Source organism: Swingsia samuiensis, from assembly GCF_006542355.1.
Taxonomy (GTDB): domain Bacteria; phylum Pseudomonadota; class Alphaproteobacteria; order Acetobacterales; family Acetobacteraceae; genus Gluconobacter; species Gluconobacter samuiensis.
The window spans coordinates 1991311-2015918 of sequence record NZ_CP038141.1 but is presented as its reverse complement, the minus strand read 5'-3'; the positions used below and the strand labels follow the sequence as shown (position 1 = coordinate 2015918).

Sequence of the window (24608 nt, the reverse complement as noted above, 5' to 3'; positions counted from 1 at the left end):
ATCTTTTCGTAAAATATAATTTGCAAAATTATATTTCATCACTCCCTTTAAACCTAGATCATCTTTCCCCTTAAAATCCCTAAAGCTGGCAATGGAGACCATCTTTTTGGCAGCTCTGCTTTTTTAATTTTTTTCACCCAATACCTAGGAATAATTTGCTGCTCACTTCTTAGAAAAGACGAATATACTCGCACCTGAGAGGTTCTCCAGTGACAATCAGCTTCTGCTTTTTCTTTTAATATATAAACATTTGCAATAACATTACGCTTCCCTTGTGTCGCCATGACAGCCCACAACTCATCACCCTTTGGAAGAGCAGGCCTCAAAAAGACAACCTCGTTATCCAAAATGATTTCCCCTCACTACTCTGTATAATGAATTATTAATCTAAATAGGAAACGGCAATACCGATATATAGTTATACCCTGCAAAAGCACTTTATATCTGCTACCAACACACTCACCATGACACAACTTCGTGTCATTTAAACAATCGTCAAGATTGGGGGCCTTATGCTTAGACTGCTTATTATTGTTATTATCTTAGCTATTCTCATTGTCTTTGCCTTAAGCAATACAGATCTTGAGCCTGTTTGGCTTATTTCCTTTGGATGGCATATTTCCGTTGGCACTCTCGTTTTAGGGACAAGTGTGGCATGCCTTGTTTTCGGTTATCTTACAGGATGGATTGGCGCCTTACGTCAAAGATCCCGCGCACGTCGTGCTGAAGGGCAAGTTCGTACACTTGAGAGCCAAATTGTTGAACTTCATCAACGCCTTGATCGTCTGCAGACACAAACGCAAGATCCTGCTACGATCTCCCCTTCACCTGAAATCAGGAGCTAATGCTCGTTCATGTCCAGACACACACGCCTTATTGCTGCGATTGATACCAAAGATATTACTCAAGCTAAACAATGGGTTAAGGACTTTGGTAAAACCGTAGATGCCATTAAGCTCGGCTTCGAATTCACATATTCTTGTGGGCTAGAAGCGGTTAAAGAGGTTTCTGCTGGACATAAACTTTTTCTAGACCTGAAGTTACATGATATTCCAAATACAGTCGCTTCAGGTCTATCCGCTCTAACTAAATCGCTCTCTCCTGCTTTAACGACTATTCATGCAAGTGGCGGCGCTGAAATGATCCACCGCGCACGTGAAGCATTAGAAGAAAATTTCCCGTCCCCTGATACGCGCCCTAAACTTTTAGCTGTTACAGTCCTAACAAGTATGGATCAAACAGGTCTAAATCAAATAGGCGTAACAGGCACACCTCATGATCAAGTAATAAGATTAGGAAAACTCGCGATTGATTCTGGAGCAGATGGTTTAGTATGCTCTGCTCATGAGCTAGTCGCGTTACGTGACAATCTAGGCGATAAGCCCATACTTGTCGTTCCTGGCATTCGTCCGCAAGGAAGTGAAGCTAACGACCAAAAACGCATTATGACTCCGCGACAAGCATCTAATGCAGGGGCCGATTGGATTGTTGTTGGGCGCCCTATCACACAAGCAAAAAATCCCGCAGCCACAGCGCAAGCCATTCAAGATGAATTATCCTAGTTTATGACTAATATAAAAATTTGTGGGATTAATGACATCCCAACAATGGAATTATGCCATGCCTTAAACGTCAATTGGACCGGCTTTATTTTTCATCCTTCATCACCCCGCTTTGTTTCTCCTGAACAAGCCGCGATATTGCACGCCAGTATCCCTGATATGAGCAAAAATGGCCCTGCTCGTGTAGGACTTTTTGTTGAACCATCGGACGAGATACTTGAGAAAACGTTAGGAACAGTCCCCCTCAATATTCTGCAAATCTACGCCAGTTTTAATCGTGCATTAGAAATAAAAAAACGTTTCAAATTACCTGTCTGGCATGCTCGCGGCATTTCTTCTTCCGAAGACTTACCCGTTTCAAAAGATATCAACGGGTACGTCATAGAAGCACCCAAACAATCTGGCGATACTCGCCCAGGCGGCTTAGGCAGAACCTTTGACTGGTCTCTCATCAGTCATTGGAATGCCCCCTCTTTTTGGATGCTCGCAGGCGGCCTCACTCCCAACAATGTGCAAGACGCCATCAAAACATGCACCCCGCCTGCCGTAGACGTTTCTTCTGGTGTAGAAGATCGGCCAGGACACAAAAGCCCTATTTTAATTAAAGATTTTGTGAAAAAAGTTCGTGAAAGAGCTTGATCTTTAACCCAACCTCTCGTAGACAGCTCTAGCTCGACAGGAGAGATGGCCGAGCGGCTTAAGGCGCACGCTTGGAAAGCGTGTGTACGTTAATAGCGTACCGTGGGTTCGAATCCCACTCTCTCCGCCAATATGTAATTTTTCCTTATAAAACAAGCACTTAAAAACTGGTGAGTGTCACCTCCTTTTAACACTGCGTCACCTTAAAATGCTGGCGTGTTCCTGCCTCTGTGGTTAGAAGATCGAAGATATCAACAAAGAACAAGCTGCTTTGATTCATGTTGGTTTGGATGAGCGTCTCCATCAACTTCAGCATACTAAAGTACATTCATCTCTTTATACGTTATATCATGAAGCTTCAAAAGCTTTATGGGATTATCAAGATGTAAAGGATTATATACCCCTTAAAGATCCAAAAAAAGTTGACCGTAACGATCCAATAGATTTTTTATTGAGCACGCCCCAACCTCCCGAGATGATATTTAGTCCGTTTTTATGCTGTTTTGCTATTTTAGATCAGCTCGGCAACCTTTATGAGCCTAAAAATATTCTTCAATATATATAAGATGGATTAAAAGAGGGTAGCGTCATTATTAAAGAAAAAGATAAAAATGGCACCGAAATTAATGCTCAATATATTATAAAAAACTTCTTTTTTGTTTGGTAAAAATTAAATAAAAATAGCCTATGTGTTAATCTTCTACCAGATTTTCATCATTGCCTATTACAAAAACACTTAAGTGTGCTCTAATTACACCAGTCCTTCACCTCGATGATTAAGTCTCTCCTTAATCGGCCTTTTCCTGCGAATGTGATTTGCCGCACGGCTTGATCGGCCCATGAGCGCGGTACGAGCAATGCATCATGTAAAGGCAGCGCAACGCCTCCTTGGGCCATAATCTGATCGAGCACGAACTTGATGATCGAGGATTCAACACAAGCAATATACTGCGCTATTGCCCATGGAAGATACTCCTCACTGGGTAAGCTGTTTCTCTCCCGTTCTGGCAAGATCTCATGCAGCCTTTCAAGAGCGGGGTACGTGGTTAAAGCGGCATTATGAATGGCCATACAACGCTCTGTACGGACCTCCTGAGGGGTATTAGCGGACCATCGCGTCTTTAACCTTCCGCCTTGTAAGGAAGAGGTAAACCAATGCTTCACCGCGTCACGACGAAACCCTGCTAGCACTCCTTTCTGGTAAGGATCATCCTGAGGTTTTCCTAAGCCCTTATCCTCGTCCTGAACCTTCATCATTCCAAGGAAGACAGATAAGGAGGAGGCATTGATATCCACCTCAACCACCTTCTCACCATTGATCGTGATATGTTGCCGCTCAGCCTCAGGAAGGTTCTGATAGGTATCATTCCCGCCCAGCGCATAGATCCGCCCTGAGAAGGAGATACTGGGCCCAAACTGCATTTGCAGAACAGGAGGAGAGCAACCTGTGATCGTCAACTGAGAGGCCATGCCATTCAGGCGCTCCATGAAAGCAATGTGATGCACGCATGCGCTTGTGTTGCAAGCGTGATCTTTGCTCCTTTCTTGACGCGTCCACGCCACAGATCAGGAAAGTCATGAAAGACTACAGCGTCCTTTACCGGAGCTTGCTTTCCTCTTGGAGGGTCAGGCTGTTTAATCAGTCTCCAATCAACCGAGCGTGTCTGCTGAGTGCAGCCATGCTGTCTCGCAAGGTCAAGTAAGGCCGGTGTAGCCATAAGAGCTACTGCCTTCCCACCAATACCACTTGTCCTTCTGGGATCTTCAAAGCGCATGGCTTCACGTTCCATGACAAGACCCAGTCGGATCAAGGCCTCCATCTTCCCCCAGAAGGCTCTAAAGCCAATAAGACCTTTAGCTTTGTTCTCTTTCCATAAGGCTGCACTGGGGCGCTTATTCGCCAGCACAGGAACGCCTGAGAGAGACCGATGGAGTAAACCCGCCAGAAGTGTCCCAACCTCATGCAGCAGACGCTCCTGAGCCTTCTGACCCAGCTTACGCTGACGCTGTGTATCGAGCTCAGAGGTTAAAAGAGCTAAGACATTCTGGACACAGGCCTGAGCATTGGGAGATGTAGGACCACGGTATAAGGAGATGGAACGCGCAGCGAGATGAGCTTTTTCGTCAATCTCAAGAGGTCTTAAAGGAGGATCGGAAGGATGAGGCATGGGAGCTCATAACCTGTTTTCCGAAATGTTTCCACTAATGAAGTTCTCCTAGGAAGAACACTAGCTATCCTATCCCTTAGGAGGGGGGTACCACCCTAGTGAGTATATATATCCTTCTCTCTAGAGAGCTCTACCCTACAGGAGAGGTTAAAGGATAGAGCTGTAGGTAAAGGATGTGATGGTAGATGGTAACATCTTCTCTCTATCCATCAGTAAAGCAAGAGCATACATGATGATAATGGATGGTAAACAGTCTTGTGATGGTATGACCATCATGGTGAAGAGAATACTACCTCTTATTCTTGGTATAGCCTCTCTGTGCTGATCCATTGCTGTGTAAGGATAAAGCGTCCTGAATTATCCTTCTCTCCTCACGTCCATCGAACAACAAGAAGACAGGGCGTTAAAGGGCCATTTCCCCTGTAATAGGATCACGAGCTGTTTTAGGAAAAGCCCGTTGAATATCTGCTATCGCATAAACCCAAGGGTCATTAGAGTCATAAGGAGCTGCCTGTTTTATATGATGTTGTGTTGTCGTTGCATGATGTAATTCATGCCAAAGGATATTAAACTAAATCTTGATAAAGAAAACCATCGCCTCCTATACTTAAATACCCTCCAGTTGGATTAATCCATATACGAATATTCATTCTTTTTTTAGGTGGTAACAGGTGAAAGTCTGAGCGCTTTTTAACAGGCAATCGTAAAATATCATCCTTAACTTTAGCTGAGGGATCACGGGGATTATCTTAAATGACACTAATTTAGCAATGCCATTATCAAGCGTATTACATAAATCAGACATAGTTTTAGTATTGTTACGACATTGAAATCCTAGATCTAGTGCTTGGGCCACTTGTTAAAAAAGCTTGCGGTTTTTTATCCCTGATAAATCTAATGAACATTTCCCGTCTGTAAGAGTGTTAAGTTTTTCCCACTTTAAACAGTTTAATAGAACACCTATCGTCATCACTCATCTCCTGAAGATTGACCTAAGAAGGTCACTGCGTCTTTGCAGTCTCTCTCACGAATACTTCCACAGTGTTCTAAAATAAATTTGCTTAATTCATGTCTAGCATGAGCACGACACGTTGCACCCTCACTCGGAAATGTTATTTGAATAATTCCGGCTAACTCGCTTTGAGGTGCCTTTTCAGTTGTTCTTATCCAAATAGCTGCTTTAGGAACACCAACTTCTTGTAATCTATTATCAAGGTAAAGTGCTCGAGAAAGAAGTGTTTTATTTTGTGGAGCGAACGCATCAACTAATATTGGTCCACCATCTGTCTGCCAGCGTTTAACCAATTCTTTAAACCGCATTTCTGCAATAGGAATTAAACTTTCTTCGCTACCTGTTTTAAAAGTCATGTACCAATGATGAGCGGTACAATGATCATATTCGGTATCAGATCCAGTTTTGAGCACTACATATTTTGTATTTGTTTCTGCTAAAGCAGGAAAAGAAACACTGGAGAAAAGAGTAAGCAATAAAAACATTATGTGTTTTGTCTGCATCCGTTTCATGCAAAGAAAATCCTTTTCTAAAATAGCTTTTCCTATCCTAATTGAGATTACATAAAACATATCATTTAAAAACTAATTTAAGAGCAATTATTTCATCTGTAACTCAATAACTAATCTATAAGCGAATTCACATATTCCTAAAGGACATATTGCACTCTTTTATTCCTAAAGGACATATTGCACTCTTTTAAGCGCGTTCTTATACTTCCTCCAAAGCAGGAGCGAGCGTTAGTGACGCACAGTTAATAGGTGAGTGTCACTAGTTTTTTGTCGGTTTTCTGGGGATAATTGTATACTGGCGGAAAGTCCAACCCTCTCCGCCAGTATGTAATTTGTCTACAAAATACTAAAAAATGTAAGAAGCTGTATTTTTCTTCGATTTAGGGTTAATGATGCATGAAATTTACTATTTGTTAAATAAATAAATATATTTATTATATCTCTTATAGTAAATATTCACTAAAGAGAGTCAAAATGCGTACAAAGAAAACAGTCATTGCTGCTTTATGCTTTTGGGGAAATTTATTCCTTTTAGGGTGCAGTGAAGTAAAAACAACAAGCTACATACAAGCTGTTTCTATACCAAATGGAATACAGAAAAGTGATAGGATTTATCTCACTTGGATACCTCAAATTAATGATATTACCGCTTCAAATTACTCTTCTTGGTTAAGTCGTTTTGATAAAGCGATTGAAAAATCAGGATTTTTAAATTTAAACGATAAATTAGAAACACAATATTGGACAGAATTAGCAAAAAAAGAAATTATAGGTAAGGGATTTAAGGTAGTAAATAATATTAATGATGCTACAATTTTAATATTTATCGGTTTTTACATTAACAAAGGTGAAGTTGAGAAATATACATATCATAATCCCATTTATGGAATAACTGGCTATTCAGGAACAACTACATCAGGGAGCGCAAATCAGTTCGGAGATAATCTATACTATACAGAAAATACAAGTAGTCATCCCATTTATGGAATAACAGGGTACAATAATGGCATTGACTATAGGACTATTTTTAGCAAAATAGGTTTCTCATTTGCATACCGCGCTTCTTCTCAAGAGAAACCTGTCCGTATATATCGAGCGCTTTTAGGATCAGCAGATGAATGTGGTATTCTCCCTCTCCTAATACCAAACTTTACAAAATCTATTTTTTCGAATTTTCCTAACAATGAAAATGAGATGATTAAGTTACCTTTGGCATCCAAGTGTTAAAATTCTCTAATTTATTCTCCATCTATCCGAGCATCCCAAACTTTGATAATATCTAATTCTTAATTCACTATTCGTGTTCTTAATGAACTAAGCTTGGAGTCAAGGATGCTCGCAAAACTATTAGCTTTTTTCAAGCTAAGTTCGCGTTCACCCGATCAACATATCAGTAAGCTGGCTGAACTTATGAACGATGCAGCATCAGTGTCTGATGTTTTCGTTCAATTTGCTCGAGCATCTGACTTTTCATCTCTTCGCCAAGCACCTCTAGGCGAAGGGGAAGAACTATCAGCCGAAAGCAAAGAGTTTCAAAATGCTTTACAAGCTGTTTCTACCCTTCATCTCAAAATTGTTGAGATGGAGCGCTCCGCTGATAATAGACAGAAACAGGCTATTGAATCCGTAAGCCACGCCCTTCTTCTTCCATTCGATCGTAGCCATCTTTTCCGATTTTTCAATCGAGCCGATAACATTATTGATGAAATCCGAAAAGCATCCACATACTCTGTGATGTTTCAGGCTCCCTACTCTCATAACATGCTTAAAATGGTTGAGCGTATTCGAGAGGCGACATATGTTTTGCGAGATATCATTCCTCAACTGAGTAATGTCCCACGCAATGCCAAGACACTCACAGAAGCTGCGGAACGTATTTACTCTTTAGAGGATGAGGTTGATCGGCTTCACCTTGAACTTCTCACTTCCATTATGTCCAACGTGAATCCGACCAAACTGGCAGCTAACCAACAAATGGCAGGGCGATATGTGCCACCAAAATATGGCCCAGTCCGCGAATGTACGGATAGAATTGAACGCGTTATGGATGCTTGCAAAGAGTTTGCAGAAGCCATCGTTACTGTCGTCACAGATAACGCATAAAGACCGCTTCAATGATTTCAGCAACCTTGATAGCAATTGTCTTTTTTGCTCTTCTCTTTGACTTCACGAATGGTCAGCATGATGCATCTGCGGCCATTGGTCCCGTTGTAACTACAGGAGTTTTACCCATCCGTGCAGCAGTATTACTCTGCGCATTATGTAACTTTCTGGCCTTCCTCGTTTATGGGTTACACGTTGCAGGAACGATAGGACACGGGCTTGTTTTATCCTCCTCCATTACTCCATTTGTTATTTTATGTACGCTCATTGCTTCAATAATATGGAATACCTTAACACTTAGACTAGGCATTCCAAGCAGCAGTTCCCACGCACTCATTGGCTCTCTTGTTGGTTCCGTTGCTGCCTATGCAGGTTTAAATGCCATTATATGGAAAGGTTTATTACCTATTGTAATGGCAATTATTATTTCACCATTACTCGGAATGCTTTGCTCTATTCTCATTGCTCTTGCGCTTGGGTTTTTACTGCATAAAGCACACATGTCTGCCATTTCACGCCATGCTAACTGGATGCAGATCGTATCATGTGCATTTATGTCCTTAGCTCATGGAGGGAATGATGCCCAAAAAACAATGGGTATTCTTTATTTAGCTCTTATTTCTGAACATATTCTACAAGATCACGCTGCCGTGCCGCTATGGGTCGTGCTTTCTTGTCAATTAGCGATGGCACTTGGAACACTTTTTGGTGGAAAAGCCATATTACACACTATGGGAAATGGCATTACCCGCCTTCGGCCATGGCAAGGAACAACCGCTCAAATTTCTGCCAGCCTTGTACTTTCATACGCAACATCGTGTGGTATCCCTGTCAGTTCTACTCACACTATTACTGGGGCATTAGCTGGTGTCGGATCCGTACGTTCTGTAAGTGCTGTTCGCTGGCGGCTATTAAACAAGATTTTCGCCTCTTGGTTAATTACTCTTCCTTCTTCAGCTCTTTTCGCAGCTATATTTATGAAGCTATTACTTCTCTTTAAATAACTCCTATATAAACGAATAGGAGTTATTATTCCTGTCTTTTACAAAGCTTCAATATCAAGTCCGATATCAAGTGCTTTGACAGTATGTGTTAACCAACCTAGGGATAAAACGTTTACACCTGTTTCAGCAATATCTCGGGCTGTTTCAGGCGTAATCCCTCCTGAAGCTTCAGCTATCGCCCGGCCATCAATCAATTTAACTGCTTTTCTTAACTCATCAAGCGACATGTTATCCAATAAATACACATCCGCTCCGCCTGCTGATAAAGCTTCCTCCAACTGGTCCAGTCGGTCAACCTCCAATTCAATTTTAGAGAGATGCCCTATTCGCTTCTTCGCAGCCTTCAAAGCAGAAGTTACCCCCCCACATAACGCCAAGTGATTATCTTTAATCAAAATAGCATCATCCAAACGGTAGCGATGGCTTGCCCCTCCTCCAGCGCGAACAGCATATTTCTGTACAGACTTCATCCCAGGAAGCGTTTTTCGCGTGCAACAAATACGCACGCCTGTACCATGAACCAAATCAACAATTTTTCTGGTTTCTGATGCGATGCCACTTAAATGAGATAGCAAGTTTAGAGCTGTACGCTCACCACCTAAAATAGTCGCGGCATTCCCTTCAACAGAAGCAATAACATCCTTCTCCTCAATAATATCTCCATCTTCCTTATGAGATATAAATCGAGTGTGATGGTCCAATAAGGTGAAAGAAAGCTTAGCACCAGCTAACCCTGCAACGACCCCCGGTTTACGCGCTCTAAAAATAGCTTTTACAGTCTGATCCGGACTAATCAAAGCTTGTGTTGTAATATCCCCACCTGAACCCAAATCTTCTAAAAGAGCGTTTTTAACAAGAGATTCCCACATCAAATCAGGGAAGAATGTTTGAAATTTCATCTAATTTTCCTTTCTAAGCTACCAGCTCTGATAATGTTATTGATGTTCTGAAAGGGTCACTTCTATGAGGAAAATCACTTCGGTAATGACTCCCTCGGCTTTCGCAGCGTCTTAAAGCTGAAGTTGCAATAAAAGCTGCGATCAATGCATGATCATTTTCTAAAATATGAGGCAGGACCTTATCTAAAACGTTTTGCAAGCCACTTTGCGAGCGAACGATTCCGGCATTTTTCATTAAATCCAGATTAAGAGGAGCTCCCTGCGTCTCGTCAACGACAGAAGAAATAACCTTTAAATTTCGTTGTGAAGGATAAGTATATCCATTCACATCTTCAGCTACCCACTTTCCTGTCAAAAACGCTTCCAGTAATGAATTGCTTGCTAAGCGATTAGCACCATGTAACCCAGTACAAGAAGCCTCTCCACAAGCCCATAATCCTGCAATAGACGATCGTCCTTTATTATCTACCTCTATCCCGCCCATGTGATAGTGCATTGCTGGACTAACAGGGATTAAATCTTCATCAGGATTTATACCGATAGCATGACAGGATTTCGTTATCCCCGGGAAAAGCTTACTAAACTTTTCCTGCTTTAACTGAGTAGCGTTCAAGAAAACACTATGTCCTGCTTCAATGTGAGATGCAATTGCACGGGAAACAACATCTCGTGCCAATAACTCGTCTGTAAATTGCTGACCTGTTTCATCAACAAGCAAAGCTCCTGCCCCGCGCACAGCTTCACTCACCAAAGGACGACGCCCGGTTTTTCCTGAAGTCTTTAATGCTGTTGGATGGAATTGAGTGAACTCCATATCCACCAAACGTGCTCCAGCACGTGCAGAGACAGCAAGAGCAGAACCAGTTAATGTATTGGGGCTCGTTGTACTCTCGTATAACGCCCCTATTCCTCCAGAAGCAATAATACATAAGTGCGTAGGGATAATCCCTATAGATGTTTGTACGCCGACTATATGCTCATCTTCTGTTAACAGTTTAGTAAGCCGTACATTTTCTAAAACAGTAATGTCAGACCGCGCTTTTACACGCTCAATCATCGTTTTCATGAGAGCTGCACCACTGCCATCACCGTTTGTGTGTAAAATACGTTTTTTGGAATGAGCCGCTTCCAAGTGCAAATCAAAAGCCGTGCCTTTTCGGGCAAAAGGTACCCCCCAGCTTGATAAAATACGAATTGCATCTGGAGCGGCTTGTGTAATATTTTGGACAACGTCAGAGACACATAAACCCGCCCCAGCGGCAAGAGTATCCTGCGCATGAAGTAAAGGATTATCCCCCTCTCCAACGGCTGCTGCAACTCCACCCTGCGCCAAACCACTCGCAATATCTGTCCCTAAAGGCGATAACGTTAGAACAACACAGGGTTGATCTAAATATAAAGCGGCCGTTAATCCTGCCAAACCTGCCCCAACTATGACAGGACGTCCTGACAGGTGGGACAGAATATCGATCGACACGCTCAGATAGCCAGCATACGTTCAACTGAGGCTCTGGCACGTGCCTCTAATTCAGGCGGAATGGTAACTTTTGTTTCCATGTTTTCCAAAGCTTTTCTAATCCCAGAAAGTGTAATTCTCTTCATATGAGGGCAAAGATTACAAGGACGAACAAACTCTGTTGCGGGGTTTAACGTCGCTAAATTATCGCTCATCGAACATTCTGTAACAAGCAACACTTTTTCTGGTTTTTGCTCTGCTACATAGCTAATCATATTGGCCGTTGAACCAGAATAATCAGCTTCAGCAACAACTTCTGGAGGACACTCAGGGTGAGCGATCACTGTTACGCCTGGGTGCATCCGACGATATTGCCTAATTTCTTGAGGTGTAAAACGTTCGTGAACTTCACAGTGGCCAGGCCATGTTAACATTTCAATGCCTGTTTCATTCTGAATATTCCGGGCCAAAAATTCATCCGGGATCATAATCACCCTAGGAACACCCAAACTTTCAACAACTTTTTTAGCATTTCCCGACGTACAGCATACGTCTGTTTCAGACTTTACTTCCGCAGTACTATTAACATACGTCACTACAGGTACGCCGGGGTAACGTCTTTTCATTTCCCGAACATTCTCTGCTGTAATACTCTCAGCTAAAGAGCATCCTGCCATTTCATCAGGTATCAGAACCGTTTTGGTTGGGTTCATCAACTTGGCTGTTTCTGCCATGAAGTGAACACCTGCCATTACAATGACATCAGCATCCAGATTTTGCGCTTCACGAGCAAGAGCTAAACTATCTCCACGAATATCAGATATTCCATGAAAAATTTCTGGCGTCTGATAGTTATGAGCCAAGATCACAGCGTTACGTTCTTTTTTGAGCTTTAGGATTGCCTCAATATCATCCGCATACAGGCGCTCCCAATCATCCCGTCTTATTAAACGAGAAAGGGGTGCATATAGGCTATCTCTACTTAACTCAGCACTCTGGATGTCCATAACGGATCCTAATCTTTATTATGCTCGAATTGAGCATAATTGATGATATGAAATATGCAAGCACTAAAAACTACACTTTTTTATGATAAATTTTCTAAAGGCTGTTTCGCACCGTCTAAATAACAATGATCGGCAGCATCATCACAAAATTGATATAGTCGTGCTGGTCTTCCTTGAACTTTGTTTTCGTAATAATCAGTCTCTTTTACTAGACCTTGATTTAAGACAAGTCTTCTAAAATTTTGCTTATGCATGTATCTGCCAGCAAGCGCTTCCATCGTTTGCTGTAGTTGGAATAAGGTAAACCGCTCCGGGACAAGCTGAAAAATAACTGGAGTATACCTAATTTTTGCTCTCAATCGAGAAATGGCAGTCGCCAAAATACGCCGATGGTCATAGAGCATAGAAGCATCAGAAATAGACGATCCTTGAAAAAGAGGTGATTCTGCAACCAACCCTGCCTCCCATAAAAGTTCATAACGCTCTAATACAGCGGCATCATCCCACTTCTGATTCTTCAACCCGAAAACGGTTCTAAGACGTGCTAATTTTTTCAAATCATTTGCGGCCCACTCATGCAGAGGCTCGATAAGCTTTTTAAGTAACTCAGCTCCTTCGTTTGAACGCCGGTCTTCCCATGGAAAATAATCATACCAGCTTCGCCAATTATTGCTTTGTGAACTAATATCCTCTCTTGTAAGAGCCATATAGGAAGCTCGAATAAGCCCTTGCTTTTCTTGAGGAAGAGGGTCCCAAAACGTATAAAGCTGCTCAACATGACCTAAAAGAAACCCGGTTTGCCATTCAACCCATTGGCGTAATCCGCGCTGTAATGATGTATGCTCTGTTTCCAATGGACCGGCTGGTAAGGTCTTTCCTTCTTGAAGGGTTAAAACCTTAGGAACACCATGTTGCACTGCATTTAAAACAGCGACGAGCTCAGCCCGGCAAATTGCAACATGATTGGCCATATACTACTCTTTTATAAAAACAACGAATTTAATGTATATCTTCAGTTCTAAAAAGATAAATCTTCAGCCCTCCATGAGGAAATGGCCCTTCTATACTACTAAACTGCAATCCTGTTGCATACGCTAAATTCTTATCTGTCGTAATAAGACCAACTTTCCAACCCTTAAATTTTTCCTTAATTACTTTTCCCATAAAACTATACAGAGTAAACAAATTTTCCTTTCCGCCTATTCTTTCTCCATAAGGAGGATTAATAAAAAGAACCCCATGCTCTGCTGGTGGTTCAATTTCTCCAAAAGAACATCTTTTAAACTCCGTAACGCCCGAAACATCTGCCCTTTTGGCATTTTCTTGAGAAATGTTAATCGCGGTTTGATCGCGATCACTCCCGTAAAATGTATAATCCGATAAGTGCTGCCGCTGAACGGTTTTCATTTTGTTCCAAGCGTCTGCATCAAACGTTAATAATTGTTCAAAAGAAAAAGAACGGTTCCGTCCTGGATTTAAACGGTTCGCTATTTCTGCTGCTTCAATTACAAATGTTCCAGAGCCACACATTGGATCGTAAAGAACGCTTTGTCCTGAATAACCACATTTATATAAGAGCAATGCAGCCATTGTTTCACGGATTGGAGCACGGTTTATAGCCGTTTTATAACCTCTTTTATGTAATAACTCTCCTGAGGAATCAAAACTGATCGTGCAATAATTTTTTTCCATTCGAACTCTGAAAATAAGATCGGATTTCTGTGAAAAAACGCCCTGCACAGCATTCTCTATAACAGAAGATACACGTTCAATAATCGCTTTTGTATGATATAAACGAGATGATTTTGCCGTCGCTTCTACCCTAAAAACAGCACCTTCAGGCAATAACTCTTTCCAATTAACAAGAGCTGTTCGAGCAACCAGTTGATCAAAATTATCAGCTTTAAACGTGGCCAAACGTGCCAAAACACGGTTGGCTCCACGCAGCCATAAATTGGCCCGCCAAACCTCTGACCAACCTCCTTTAATTAATACCCCACCATCAGCGATAACGGGATGGCGAAATCCTTTTAATTTAACTTCTTGCCATAAGGTCTCTTCAAACCCAGGAAAAGTAGCTAAAAATATCTCAAAATTGTCTTTCTTCTTCATGAAGATATTCTAGCAACTTTCTCCATCAAAGCACCCTCTTATCTTAGGAATGCCAATAAATATCATTCCCAAGACATTTAAAGGTTATTTCTGTGCTAAGCCCCGGTGTTCCAACATAGGCTCAATATCTGGGTCTTTGCCGTAAAAAGCCTTAAACATCGGAGCATAATCCATTGTGTGCCCTTTAGACAAAATCATATCCCGAAAACGTTGCCCATTCTCTCTCGTCAAACCACCATGTTGCGTAAACCAAGCAAAAGCATCCTGATCTAACATTTCCGTCCAAAGGTAAGCATAATACCCAGCTGAATATCCATTAGACCAAATATGTAAAAAATAAGTTGAACGATACCGTGGCGGAACGTCATTAACATCCAAGCCCAACTGATTAAGAGCTTTCTTTTCAAAAAAAATCCACGTCCTGCCTTGGCGCAGAAGCAGGCAAGCTATGCCATTGCAAATCCAGTTCTGCAGCAGCAACAATTTCGCCCAGAGCATAGCCTTGATTAAATTTTGCCGCTTTCTTGATTTTCTGCACTAACTCCTGCGGCATTGGCGCGCCTGTTTTGTAGTGCCGTGCGTAATGAGCAAATACAGTTGGATCAAGAGCCCAATTTTCATTAAACTGTGATGGGAACTCTACAAAATCACGCGCAACATTAGTTCCCGATACAGTTGGATATACTTGATTAGCAAATAGACCATGTAAAGCATGCCCAAACTCATGAAACATTGTCGTTACATCATCAAAGGTAACCAACTGGGGCTGACCTGAGGCTGCTTTTGTAAAATTGGCAACATTATAAATCACAGGTTTTGTATGAAGTAGCTTAGATTGACCAACAAAGTTGGACATCCACGCTCCCCCTGCCTTATTATCTCTCTTGAAGTAATCAAAGTACATCAAACCAAGAGCAGAACCATCTTTATCGAAAACTTCAAATACCATCACATCCGGATTATAAACTGGAATATCGTGCCTTTGTTTAAAAGAGACGCCATAAAGCTGATGTGCGGCAAAAAATACACCATCTGTCAAAACAGTCTTTAATTCAAAATAAGGTTTGATCTCATCCTGATTAAGAGAATATTGCTCACGCTTTACTTGAGCTGCATACTTTTCCCAGTCCCATGGTTTGAAGGAGAACCTCTCTCCATCTTTGTGAATTGTTTCTTGTAAAAGGGCTACCTCTCGCTTTTGTTCTGTAGCCAACGCAGGAATGAGCTGCTTAATAAAATGCTCTGCATTCTCCGGTGTTTTAGCCATTTGATCATACAAAACATAGGCTGCATAATTCGGATATCCAAATAATGCTGCTTTTTGTGCTCTGATTTTTGCTATCTCTGAAATTGTTGACCGAGTGTCATTCGCATCACCTTTTTCTGCACGTGTCCAGCTTTGTGAGAACAACCTCTCTCGGGTTGAGCGGTTATTAAGAGCCGCTAAATCCGGCTGTTGCGTCGTATTCTGCAGCGGAATAAGCCATTTACCGCTCAGTTTTCGTTCCTGCGCGGCTTTTTGAGCAGAAGCCAAACCTCCCTCATCCAACCCCGCTAAAGCATCCTTATGGTCAAGAACAAGAGCAGCATTTTTAGCCGCAGAAATAAGTTTTTGCGAATAAAGAGACTCTAGCTGAGCCAATCGTTTATTGAACGAGCGCAGCTTCTCCTTATCACGAGCCGATAATAAGGCTCCTTCATGGATAAACTCTTGATAATAAATATTTAAAACTTGTTGCTGCTCAGATGTTAATGCTAATTTTTTTTGTTCGTTATAAAGATACTTAATACGTGCAAACAACCGATCGTTCAAATAAATCGCATCATTGTGCTCAGCTAAAGCCCCAGCTTCTTGGCTCTCCGTTTTATCTAGAACAGGATTAGTATTCGCTTGATATACTCCATCAAATGTCATTTGGACACGCGAGAGTAAACTTCCAGCTTTTTCTAAGGCAGCAATCGTATTTTCGAATGTTGGTTTATCTGTATTATTAGCTATTTGCGTAATCTCTTTTAGGTGCTCTTGCATGCCTTTTTCAAATGCGAACACATAATCAGTATCTTTAATGAGATCAAACCTTGGCGCTTGAAACGGCAAACTACTTGGAGACAAAAGAGGATTAACCCGCTTTTCTTCAGAGGCCCAAGCGTTTGTCTGGAGTGATGCAAAACATGTTGTCATCAAAAATATTTTAATTAACGATTTACAATTCATTTTATAATCCCACAGCTTCCAAACGTCATAAAAATATATCTATATCGAAATATATAGACTGATCAATTGCGAACGTTTCACTTTCATACTAAAAATACGGATACACCGTATTATTATCGAATCGTTTTCAAGAATCTACCCTTCCTCTTAGGATTAGACTGCATGAAAATACTATATAAACATTTAGCCATTTTCACGGTTCTGCCATACACCGTTATCCCATTGACGGCATGGGCGGACACCTCCTCTATTCTCCCAGCTCAATCCACGATTACCTTTGCTCATCCAACAAGTACTCCACCCGCAAATCCAGATGTAGCCTCTAATCAAGCTGGGAACCTTTTTTCTCCCTCCAAAGGCCAACCTCTTACATATTGGGACGGTCTTGTTGGACACTTAAGCCTAGAAGCTGGCATCAGTGGAAATCCATGGACACGATCTGGGTATAACTTCGGGCAATACTACCAAGACCGAGCGAACACCGTTGCTCTCAATCAGATTATGGGATCTATCTCCCACCCTGTTACCTCCATTGGTGGTGGCTACGGAATTGGCTTTGTCGCAGAAATGCTTTTTGGCTCTGACGCTCGTTTTGATCCAACTTTAGGTATGGGAGCAGGTACAACCAGCAGTTTTTACCAATGGACACCGACCCAAGCCCATATTGATGTGCATACCCCTTGGATCTTCCATCATGGTATTGATTTTCAAATTGGCCAAATCTATGGCCTGCTTGGGGCCGAAGGAACACCTGCTTTGGCGCGCCCTTTTTATACCTTCAACTATTCGAATGATTACATCGTCCCTTTTGAGACAGTTGGTGTTGTGGCCACAATGCACCTTACCAAAAAATGGGACTGGATTATGGGTATAGATGCTGGCAACTCAACCACATTTGGCTCATCGGGAAACAATAGTCGTCCTAAAGGTTATTTTGGGTTCGCATGGAATAATCTTATGAACGGCAAATTAAATATGCATGCGATTGGCCGGTTTGGACCTGAAGCAAATAATGGCCCTACTCTAACTTCTCCCGCTGGATGGACAAGTTCTGGTATAGGACGTGCGGCCAACCATCGTATGCAATATAATATAGACTTTCTGGCAACTTATCATATTACAGACAAAGTCTCAGTTACAGCCAATGCAACCTATCTCCATGATGATGCCTTACGAGATGATGCTTACGGTTATACTTCTTATATATCATGGGATATTCGGCCATTTTTAACTTTAAATGCGCGCGGCGAAATTTTTCGTGATAATACTGGCGGTATTGTTACTGAATATGTAGGAAATTTATCTTACACAAACTCCTTACGAAACCGTCCTTACCCTTATTTTAATGCTCCACCGACCACTTATGGTGACCTTACCATTGGGGCTACATATAAACCACAATTCATAAATCAGTACCTTGGAAAAGCGCAGTTTACTCTTCGTCCTGAAATACGCCTTGATAAATCTTTAAACGGCACACACCCCTTCAATCAACGAGGAACAATCACAAATCCAACCGTCAATAACGGAACTAACAATATGTTATGGTTTAACTGCGACGCTATTCTTAGTTTTTAGAAAGTTCCGCATGGACCTATAAAATAATTTTTCAACTCTAAATAATTTAATTATTTACAATCTTTTTTATGTAAAATATAGGCAAAGCCCCATTACTGATACATCTTTAAAAGAATGCTGTAATACTCTTAAAGATGTATCTTTTTTCTATTTTTCTTATACCGTAAGGCAGTGTTTCAATGACGGATCAGTCTCAACCGTCTTCTTATCAGCGTGATCTCATTCTTATTCTCGGTCTGCTCACATGTTTAGGACCACTAAACATTGATATGTATCTTCCGGGTTTTCCAAACATCGCCCGGGATTTTCATACAGAAGAAGTTTCTGTTCAGCTTAGCTTAAGTAGCGCCTTATTTGGCCTTGCTTTAGGGCAATTATTTGTAGGCCCCTTAAGCGATACACATGGCAGAAAAACACCTTTAATTGTTGCTATGGCTCTGTTTGCCTTTGCTTCATTTTTATGCGCTACATCAAGTAGTATTCTCATCTTTATCATAGCGCGTTTCTTTCAGGGACTAACAGCTGCAGCTGGATTAGTTCTTTCACGTGCCATTGTCAGAGACGTTTTCTCCGGTGCACAACTTGCACAGTTTTTCTCCCGCCTGATGATTATAAATGCGATTGCTCCAATGATCGCACCTATGTTGGGAGGAGCAATCCTTCAATTCCCATCCGCTACATGGCGGACCATTTTCTGGTTCTTAACAGGGTTTGGCGTTATTGCCGTCGGGCTAGTCTGGGGAAGGCTGACAGAAACACTTCCTCTTTCAAAAAGACTTCCTAACTCGACATACGCAACTTTAGAAACGTTCTACAGTCTTTTCACGGATCGAGAGTTTATTGGGCAAGCTTTAACCGTTGGCCTTATCCATGGTGGAAGCTTTGCCTATGTTGCAGGGACGCCTTTCGTTTATCAAAATATTTATGGTGTTTCCCCACAAGCCTTCAGCATTCTCTTTGGTATTAACGGCATAGCCTTAGTGATAGGAAGTTGGATAATCGGACGGTCTAAAACGATGCCCTCCACTTATAGTCTACTGAAAAAATCAGTCTTTGCTATTACTATGGCATCCGTCTTTATTGGGCTCATCGCTATTTTTAAAGGACCGCTCTTTTTACTCGTTGCAGGTATTTTCCTCTATATGACGTGTATCGGAATGGTATTAACTTCTACTTTTGTAATTGCTATCGCCAAACAAGGACATCGTGCTGGAAGTGCCAGTGCTATTTTAGGGTCACTTAATCTAATTATCGGTACTATTGTTTCCCCTCTGGTTGGAATTAACAAAACGAGTGCCGTTCCTATGGCCGCAGTCCTTTTTACGGCCTCTTTTTTGGGGTTAATCTCATTTTTAAAGCTAACTTCACCTCCAGAAGAGAGCAAAACGTAACACCCAAAAACAATTATTTTTTAACATATTTGAGATACACGCAGACGTTACACGCCCTACACGTATAATAGCTCTAGACTACCCTATCGTCATCGTATGATGATTTTTAGTCTAGGGTTTCCTTGTTATCATGACCACCACCTATGCTATCATCCTAGCAGTAGCTGCGATCTTAGGGATTATCGTCCTTATATCGCATTATCGTCTTAATCCATTCATTGTTCTCGTAACAGTCTCATTCCTGATTGCTATCGCAGCAGGAATGCCAATGGATCATGTTGTTTCATCGTTTGAAAAAGGTGCCGGCCATGTTTTAGGCCATATTGCCACCGTTATTGCGCTTGGAACCATTCTTGGGAAAATGTTAGCGGAATCCGGCGGAGCGGATCGAATTGCCTTAACAATCTCGGACCGAGCAGGAAAAAATAGAGTTGACTGGGCCATGATGATTATTGGCCTCCTTGTCGGCTTACCTGTCTTTTTTGAAGTCGGTGTTGTTCTTCTTTTCCCGCTCGCCTTCGTTCTTTCTGCACGCACCAACACGCCAATTTTACGCCTAGCATTACCTTTAGCTGCTGCGTTATCCGTAACACATGCAATGATCCCCCCTCATCCAGCAACCTTATTGGCTTTAGATGCGTATCACGCCAATACGGGTTATACGATCTTTCTGGGTGTTATCATTGGAACACCTATAGCGATATTAGCGGGTCCAATCTTCTCAAAATTTGCGGCAAAATATGTTCCTATAACTGAAGAAAATCCTCTCGCTGAACAGTTCGTAAAAAAAGAAGTCCCAACAAACCTCCCCAGCTTTAGCATCACAGTTATCACTATCCTCTCCCCTGTTCTCTTGATGCTTATTGGCTCAGCAGCGGATCTGATCACAACTCCCAAAAGCAAATTGAATATTGCTTTGCACTTCCTTGGCAATACCGATATTGCGCTTTTGCTTGCCACTATTCTTTCTTTTTATGTTCTTGGGTTGGCTCGTGGGTTTTCTAAGGAAACAATCCTTAAATTTGCCAATGAATCTCTCGCTCCAACAGCACTTATCATGCTCCTCGTTGGTGCCGGTGGTGGTTTCGGTCAAGAATTAATTGATAGTGGTATCTCTAAAGCAATTACAGATGCAGCTGTCAGTGCTCATATTCCACTCCTCATTCTCGCTTGGCTACTTGCTGCTCTGGTTCGTCTGGCCTGCGGATCAGCCACGGTTGGAATGAGTACCGCAGCAAGCATAGCTGGTCCAATACTTGCCCATTCTCCTCATGTTTCCCCAGAACTCATGGTTTTAGTGACTGGAGCAGGATCGGTGGCCTTTGGGCCGCTTAATGACGCTGGTTTTTGGCAGATGAAACAATATCTTGGACTAACAGTCCCTCAAACAATCAAAACCTGGTCTGCCGTTGAGACGCTTATCGCAGTCTTAGGTCTCGTCTTCGTTTTAATCGCATCTCTTTTCGTTTGAAAATTGACTACTCTGTCAGGAGAATTTTATGAGCTTATCTCTTTTTGATCTTACCGGTCGCACAGCCCTCATTACAGGGTCTTCTCAAGGTATTGGCTATACCCTTGCCAAAGGCTTAAAAGAAGCCGGGGCAAAGATTATTATTAATGGCCGTGATGAAAGCAAACTTTCAAAAGCCGCAGAATCTCTTGGAGGTGCGGAAACAATCGTTTTTGATGTCACAGATCATCAAGCCGTAAAAGAAAGTGTGGATCAATATGAAGCACAGAACGGCCCTATTGATATTTTAATTAATAATGCCGGTATGCAGTATAGAGCTCCTCTTGAAGAGTTCCCTGCTGAGATGTTTCATAAAATTCTGGAAACAAATTTAACATCTGTTTTCAATGTTAGCCAAGCCGTTGCTAACCACATGCTTAAACGCCAAAAAGGAAAAATCATCAACATTGCCAGCGTTCAGTCTTCTTTAGCGCGCCCTAATATCACCCCTTACACTGCAACCAAAGGAGCTGTTGCCAATATTACAAAAGGGATGGCGACTGAATGGGCTAGACATGGCCTTCAATGTAACGCCGTGGCTCCTGGTTATTTTGATACACCATTAAATGCTGCACTCGTTAACGATAAAGAATTCTCAGACTGGCTTTCACACCGCACTCCTGCCGGACGCTGGGGAAAATTGGAAGAACTCATCGGCGCTAGCATTTTCCTTGCTTCAGATGCTTCATCCTTTGTAAACGGGCATGTTCTCTATGTTGATGGGGGAATAACAGTGTCTCTATGAGGCACTATTATGTCCCTTTCCCTTTAAAAGCATAAGCATTAAAAATACTGATCCGATTGCAGATATTATAATACCCACAGGGACTTCCTGTGATGGAATGATAATCTTACTTATAATATCTGCAACGGTCGTTAAAATACCTCCCGCAAAAGAACTATATAAAAATAACTTTCGGAAGCTCCGCACATAAAATAGACGGACAAGATGCGGAACAATTAACCCGACAAACCCAATGGGCCCACAAAGAGATACTAGTAATGCGCAAGAGAAAGACGTTACACATAACGTAGTTACATAAAGATATTGAACATTTACCCCCAAAGAAAATGCTGTCTCTTTCCCTGCCAGCATTGCCACAATCTGATTATTATTTTTTATTCCATATAAAATAATAATCCCTGTCGCTAAAAGCGCTATCGGGATATTGCTCCATTGAGCGGAGGAAAAACTTCCAATCGTCCAAAACAAAACGGATTGCGCTGTATTGCGGTCTCCATAAAAAATGAAAAAATTTGTTATCGTTGAAAATATAAAAGAAACGGATAAACCAGATAATATAATCCTATCGCTGCTTAAAACGTTTCTCCGATAAAAAGCGAGGAGAAAAAAAGCTCCTGTCGAGCAAAGAGAGCCACAAATTGCTCCGAGTTGTGTAGTCCATATTCCCAAAATATCATTTGCAAATACAATCATTGCAACGGCACCAGCTGCAGCACCAGACGATAATCCAAATAAAAAAGGATCTGCCAAAGAGTTCCTTGTAACACCTTGTAAAAGACTACCGGATGCTGCCAGACCAACTCCAGCTAAAAAAGCAAGAAAAAAACGTGGGATACGAAATAACCAAATAATTCTAGCGATTATATCATGACTATAAGGTCCTGCTAAAAACCCATGAATAGTTTGCTGGCATGACAAGTGAGCCGTTCCAATTGTAAACTCTGCGCCTCCAACAAGAAGAAAACTCATACCCAATAAGATTATAAATTTCATTTCATCATCTCTGGATGAAAAAAAAGAGCCATCTTTTCAATTGCAGGAATATTTTGAGGAGATGGGGTCATGTCATCATAATGAACGATATAAATTTTATTATTTTTTACAGCTGCGTTTTCTTTCATTAAAGAATTGTGTCTTAAAAACTCTAATTTTTGCTCAACTCCCTTCCCATAATCTACCATCAAAATAACATCGGGTTCTCTCATGGCAACGCTTTCCCACGATACCACTCCCCAATTGGTCTGCAGGTCATCAAAAATATTTACCCCACCAGATAGTCGCATTAACTCAGATGCCAAAGCATAACGACCTGCAGTAAAAGGCTGATCTTCTCCACTATCATAAAGAAATACTTTTATATTATAGATTTTTCTTAAACGAATACGAATATTTTCAACTCGTCCTTTCCAATTTTCTACGAGTTTACGGGCCAATTCTTCTCGATTAAAAATAATACCCAGCCGTATTTCATCATTATATAATAAATCCAGAGTTGGGAGTTCTAACTTCCCTCCAGCTCTCAAGCAACTTTCAGATAACACAACTGAAGGAATACCTTGCTGCGCCAAAGTCTCAGGGGTGACATCTCCACCAATACGCATGCCATAATTCCACCCCGCAAAAAAGAAATCTGTTTGACTGGCTACGAGCTGCTCCAATGTTGGGTACCGTGTGGCAATTTCAGGAATACGTCCTTGCTGCTGCTTAAAATCCTTAGATGGAGTGTTCCAACCAGAAATACCAGTTAATCCATAAATATAAGGCTGTAAATGAAGGGAGAACGCCATTTCTGCCATGTTTATATCGTGTATAACGGCACGTCTTGGTTGATGTTCAATCTTCACATCGGTCCCACAACTCTTCACTGTTACAGGATAAGCGAGAGCACTCTTACTACAAAAAGCTATAATCCCTATGCATACATATAGATACTTTCTCATGATACGTATGACCTGAAAATAAACTCTTCGGTTCCATCATCCACTTTTACTATATGCGTCTTTAGTCGAAATACATTCTGAAATTCATTTGAAAATAAAACATCCTTTATTATTCCATCTTTAATAATTCGCCCTTTATCCAACAAAATAACTCTTTCAAAAAAATGAGATATAAGATGAAAATCATGTACGATACAGACAACCGTTATAGGCAAGTCTTTTAAAACAGAAACTATTTCTATTTTCGTTTTCAAATCCATATGATTTGTTGGCTCGTCAAGAAGTAATATATCAGGTGTTTGAACCAAACATCGGGCCAAAAAGACCCGTTGCCTCTCTCCCCCGGACAACTCTCCCAGTTTTCGTCCCAATAAACCCGATATCTGACAACGCTCTATGGCAAATTGCAGCGCCTCTTTGTCCTGAAGTGCATTAGGAGGATATCGAAATGGCATTCTGCCTAATGCAATATAATCCTCCACAAGAAAATCAGGCGAAGGATTATCCATCTGCGAAAGCCAAGCAATTTTTTTTACAAACTGCCTACGCTTCATCTTTTTTAAGGCAGTATCATGCAAATACACCTCTCCTCGGTCTGGCTCTAAAATACCTGCCAAAATCTTTAAAAGAGTGCTTTTCCCAGCGCCATTTATGCCAATTAATGCAATTTTTTCGTGAGAGTGAATGGTTAAATTCACCCCTTTAAGGCCATAATGATACTCTAGCTGCTTAGCCTGTAACACTTTTTTATTCAT

The 24608-nt window shown here is 41.5% G+C and carries 23 protein-coding genes, 1 tRNA gene and 1 pseudogene; 12 read left to right on the top strand and 13 right to left on the bottom strand.

Going from position 1 to position 24608, the window contains the following annotated elements:
* Nucleotides 1-53: 53 nt before the first annotated feature.
* The gene (locus tag E3D00_RS09570) at nt 54-347 is read right to left on the bottom strand and encodes a hypothetical protein (protein WP_246091428.1); all 294 of its coding nucleotides are present in this window, start codon (nt 345-347) and stop codon (nt 54-56) included.
* Between the two features lie 165 nt (nt 348-512).
* Here E3D00_RS09570 and E3D00_RS09565 point away from each other — a divergent pair, with 165 nt between their 5' ends.
* The 5 genes from E3D00_RS09565 (at nt 513) to E3D00_RS09545 (ending at nt 2766) form a co-directional block, all read left to right on the top strand.
* Nucleotides 513-845, top strand: coding sequence for a lipopolysaccharide assembly protein LapA domain-containing protein (locus E3D00_RS09565; RefSeq protein WP_141462062.1), 333 nt, complete (start codon nt 513-515; stop codon nt 843-845).
* A 9-nt stretch (nt 846-854) separates the two neighbouring features.
* Nucleotides 855-1562, top strand: coding sequence for an orotidine-5'-phosphate decarboxylase (pyrF, locus tag E3D00_RS09560; RefSeq protein ID WP_141462060.1), 708 nt, complete (start codon nt 855-857; stop codon nt 1560-1562).
* Nucleotides 1563-1565: 3 nt separating this feature from the next.
* On the top strand, nt 1566-2201 hold the full coding sequence (locus E3D00_RS09555; protein ID WP_141462058.1) for a phosphoribosylanthranilate isomerase: 636 nt from the start codon (nt 1566-1568) through the stop codon (nt 2199-2201).
* 39 nt (nt 2202-2240) lie between these two features.
* A tRNA-Ser gene (locus tag E3D00_RS09550) sits at nt 2241-2331 on the top strand.
* A gap of 141 nt (nt 2332-2472) precedes the next feature.
* The gene (locus tag E3D00_RS09545) at nt 2473-2766 is read left to right on the top strand and encodes a hypothetical protein (RefSeq protein WP_141462056.1); all 294 of its coding nucleotides are present in this window, start codon (nt 2473-2475) and stop codon (nt 2764-2766) included.
* Between the two features lie 182 nt (nt 2767-2948).
* Here E3D00_RS09545 and E3D00_RS09540 read toward each other — a convergent pair whose 3' ends face one another.
* The 3 genes from E3D00_RS09540 to E3D00_RS09530 form a co-directional block, all read right to left on the bottom strand.
* The gene (locus E3D00_RS09540; protein WP_181441962.1) at nt 2949-3707 is read right to left on the bottom strand and encodes a hypothetical protein; all 759 of its coding nucleotides are present in this window, start codon (nt 3705-3707) and stop codon (nt 2949-2951) included.
* Nucleotides 3677-4369, bottom strand: coding sequence for a hypothetical protein (locus tag E3D00_RS09535; protein ID WP_141459040.1), 693 nt, complete (start codon nt 4367-4369; stop codon nt 3677-3679). Before E3D00_RS09535 ends, E3D00_RS09540 begins: the two co-directional genes overlap by 31 nt.
* 969 nt (nt 4370-5338) lie before the next feature.
* Nucleotides 5339-5893 (bottom strand): hypothetical protein, encoded by a 555-nt coding sequence (locus tag E3D00_RS09530; protein ID WP_141462052.1) that lies wholly within the window; start codon nt 5891-5893, stop codon nt 5339-5341.
* Between the two features lie 474 nt (nt 5894-6367).
* On the opposite strand from E3D00_RS09530, the gene E3D00_RS09525 reads away from it, so the two are divergent.
* The 3 genes from E3D00_RS09525 to E3D00_RS09515 all read left to right on the top strand — a co-directional run bounded on the left by E3D00_RS09525 (nt 6368) and on the right by E3D00_RS09515 (nt 9000).
* The gene (locus tag E3D00_RS09525) at nt 6368-7120 is read left to right on the top strand and encodes a hypothetical protein (RefSeq protein ID WP_141462050.1); all 753 of its coding nucleotides are present in this window, start codon (nt 6368-6370) and stop codon (nt 7118-7120) included.
* 105 nt (nt 7121-7225) lie between these two features.
* Nucleotides 7226-7996, top strand: coding sequence for a DUF47 domain-containing protein (locus E3D00_RS09520; RefSeq protein ID WP_141462048.1), 771 nt, complete (start codon nt 7226-7228; stop codon nt 7994-7996).
* Nucleotides 7997-8007: 11 nt separating this feature from the next.
* Nucleotides 8008-9000: an inorganic phosphate transporter gene (locus tag E3D00_RS09515; RefSeq protein ID WP_141462046.1), complete on the top strand. Its 993-nt coding sequence runs from the start codon at nt 8008-8010 to the stop codon at nt 8998-9000.
* A gap of 38 nt (nt 9001-9038) precedes the next feature.
* On the opposite strand, the gene nadC is transcribed toward E3D00_RS09515, so the two are convergent.
* From nadC to E3D00_RS09485, 6 genes and pseudogenes are all read right to left on the bottom strand, one after another.
* Nucleotides 9039-9899, bottom strand: coding sequence for a carboxylating nicotinate-nucleotide diphosphorylase (nadC, locus tag E3D00_RS09510; protein ID WP_141462044.1), 861 nt, complete (start codon nt 9897-9899; stop codon nt 9039-9041).
* 13 nt (nt 9900-9912) lie between these two features.
* Nucleotides 9913-11376 carry an L-aspartate oxidase gene (locus tag E3D00_RS09505; RefSeq protein ID WP_141462042.1) on the bottom strand — a complete coding sequence of 488 codons (1464 nt, stop codon included), beginning with the start codon at nt 11374-11376 and terminating at the stop codon, nt 9913-9915.
* A gap of 2 nt (nt 11377-11378) precedes the next feature.
* On the bottom strand, nt 11379-12362 hold the full coding sequence (nadA, locus tag E3D00_RS09500) for a quinolinate synthase NadA (protein ID WP_141462040.1): 984 nt from the start codon (nt 12360-12362) through the stop codon (nt 11379-11381).
* An 80-nt stretch (nt 12363-12442) separates the two neighbouring features.
* Nucleotides 12443-13333, bottom strand: coding sequence for an NUDIX hydrolase (locus E3D00_RS09495; RefSeq protein WP_141462038.1), 891 nt, complete (start codon nt 13331-13333; stop codon nt 12443-12445).
* A gap of 28 nt (nt 13334-13361) precedes the next feature.
* On the bottom strand, nt 13362-14474 hold the full coding sequence (locus E3D00_RS09490; RefSeq protein WP_141462037.1) for a THUMP domain-containing class I SAM-dependent RNA methyltransferase: 1113 nt from the start codon (nt 14472-14474) through the stop codon (nt 13362-13364).
* Nucleotides 14475-14558: 84 nt separating this feature from the next.
* Nucleotides 14559-16656 (bottom strand): annotated as a pseudogene (locus E3D00_RS09485) (M3 family metallopeptidase).
* 195 nt (nt 16657-16851) lie between these two features.
* On the opposite strand from E3D00_RS09485, the gene E3D00_RS09480 reads away from it, so the two are divergent.
* From E3D00_RS09480 to E3D00_RS09465, 4 genes are all read left to right on the top strand, one after another.
* Complete coding sequence (locus E3D00_RS09480) at nt 16852-18267, top strand: outer membrane beta-barrel protein (protein ID WP_141462036.1); 1416 nt, start codon at nt 16852-16854, stop codon at nt 18265-18267.
* 179 nt (nt 18268-18446) lie between these two features.
* Nucleotides 18447-19658, top strand: coding sequence for a multidrug effflux MFS transporter (locus tag E3D00_RS09475; RefSeq protein WP_141462035.1), 1212 nt, complete (start codon nt 18447-18449; stop codon nt 19656-19658).
* Between the two features lie 130 nt (nt 19659-19788).
* The gene (locus E3D00_RS09470; protein ID WP_141462034.1) at nt 19789-21129 is read left to right on the top strand and encodes a GntT/GntP/DsdX family permease; all 1341 of its coding nucleotides are present in this window, start codon (nt 19789-19791) and stop codon (nt 21127-21129) included.
* A gap of 28 nt (nt 21130-21157) precedes the next feature.
* Nucleotides 21158-21913 (top strand): SDR family oxidoreductase, encoded by a 756-nt coding sequence (locus E3D00_RS09465; RefSeq protein ID WP_141462033.1) that lies wholly within the window; start codon nt 21158-21160, stop codon nt 21911-21913.
* Here E3D00_RS09465 and E3D00_RS09460 read toward each other — a convergent pair.
* From E3D00_RS09460 to E3D00_RS09450, 3 genes are all read right to left on the bottom strand, one after another.
* A complete protein-coding gene (locus E3D00_RS09460; protein WP_141462032.1) occupies nt 21908-22906 on the bottom strand; it encodes a FecCD family ABC transporter permease in 999 nt (332 codons plus the stop codon). The genes E3D00_RS09465 and E3D00_RS09460 overlap by 6 nt on opposite strands.
* Nucleotides 22903-23757, bottom strand: coding sequence for an ABC transporter substrate-binding protein (locus E3D00_RS09455; protein WP_246091427.1), 855 nt, complete (start codon nt 23755-23757; stop codon nt 22903-22905). Before E3D00_RS09455 ends, E3D00_RS09460 begins: the two co-directional genes overlap by 4 nt.
* Nucleotides 23758-23849: 92 nt before the next feature.
* A complete protein-coding gene (locus E3D00_RS09450) occupies nt 23850-24608 on the bottom strand; it encodes an ABC transporter ATP-binding protein (protein WP_141462029.1) in 759 nt (252 codons plus the stop codon).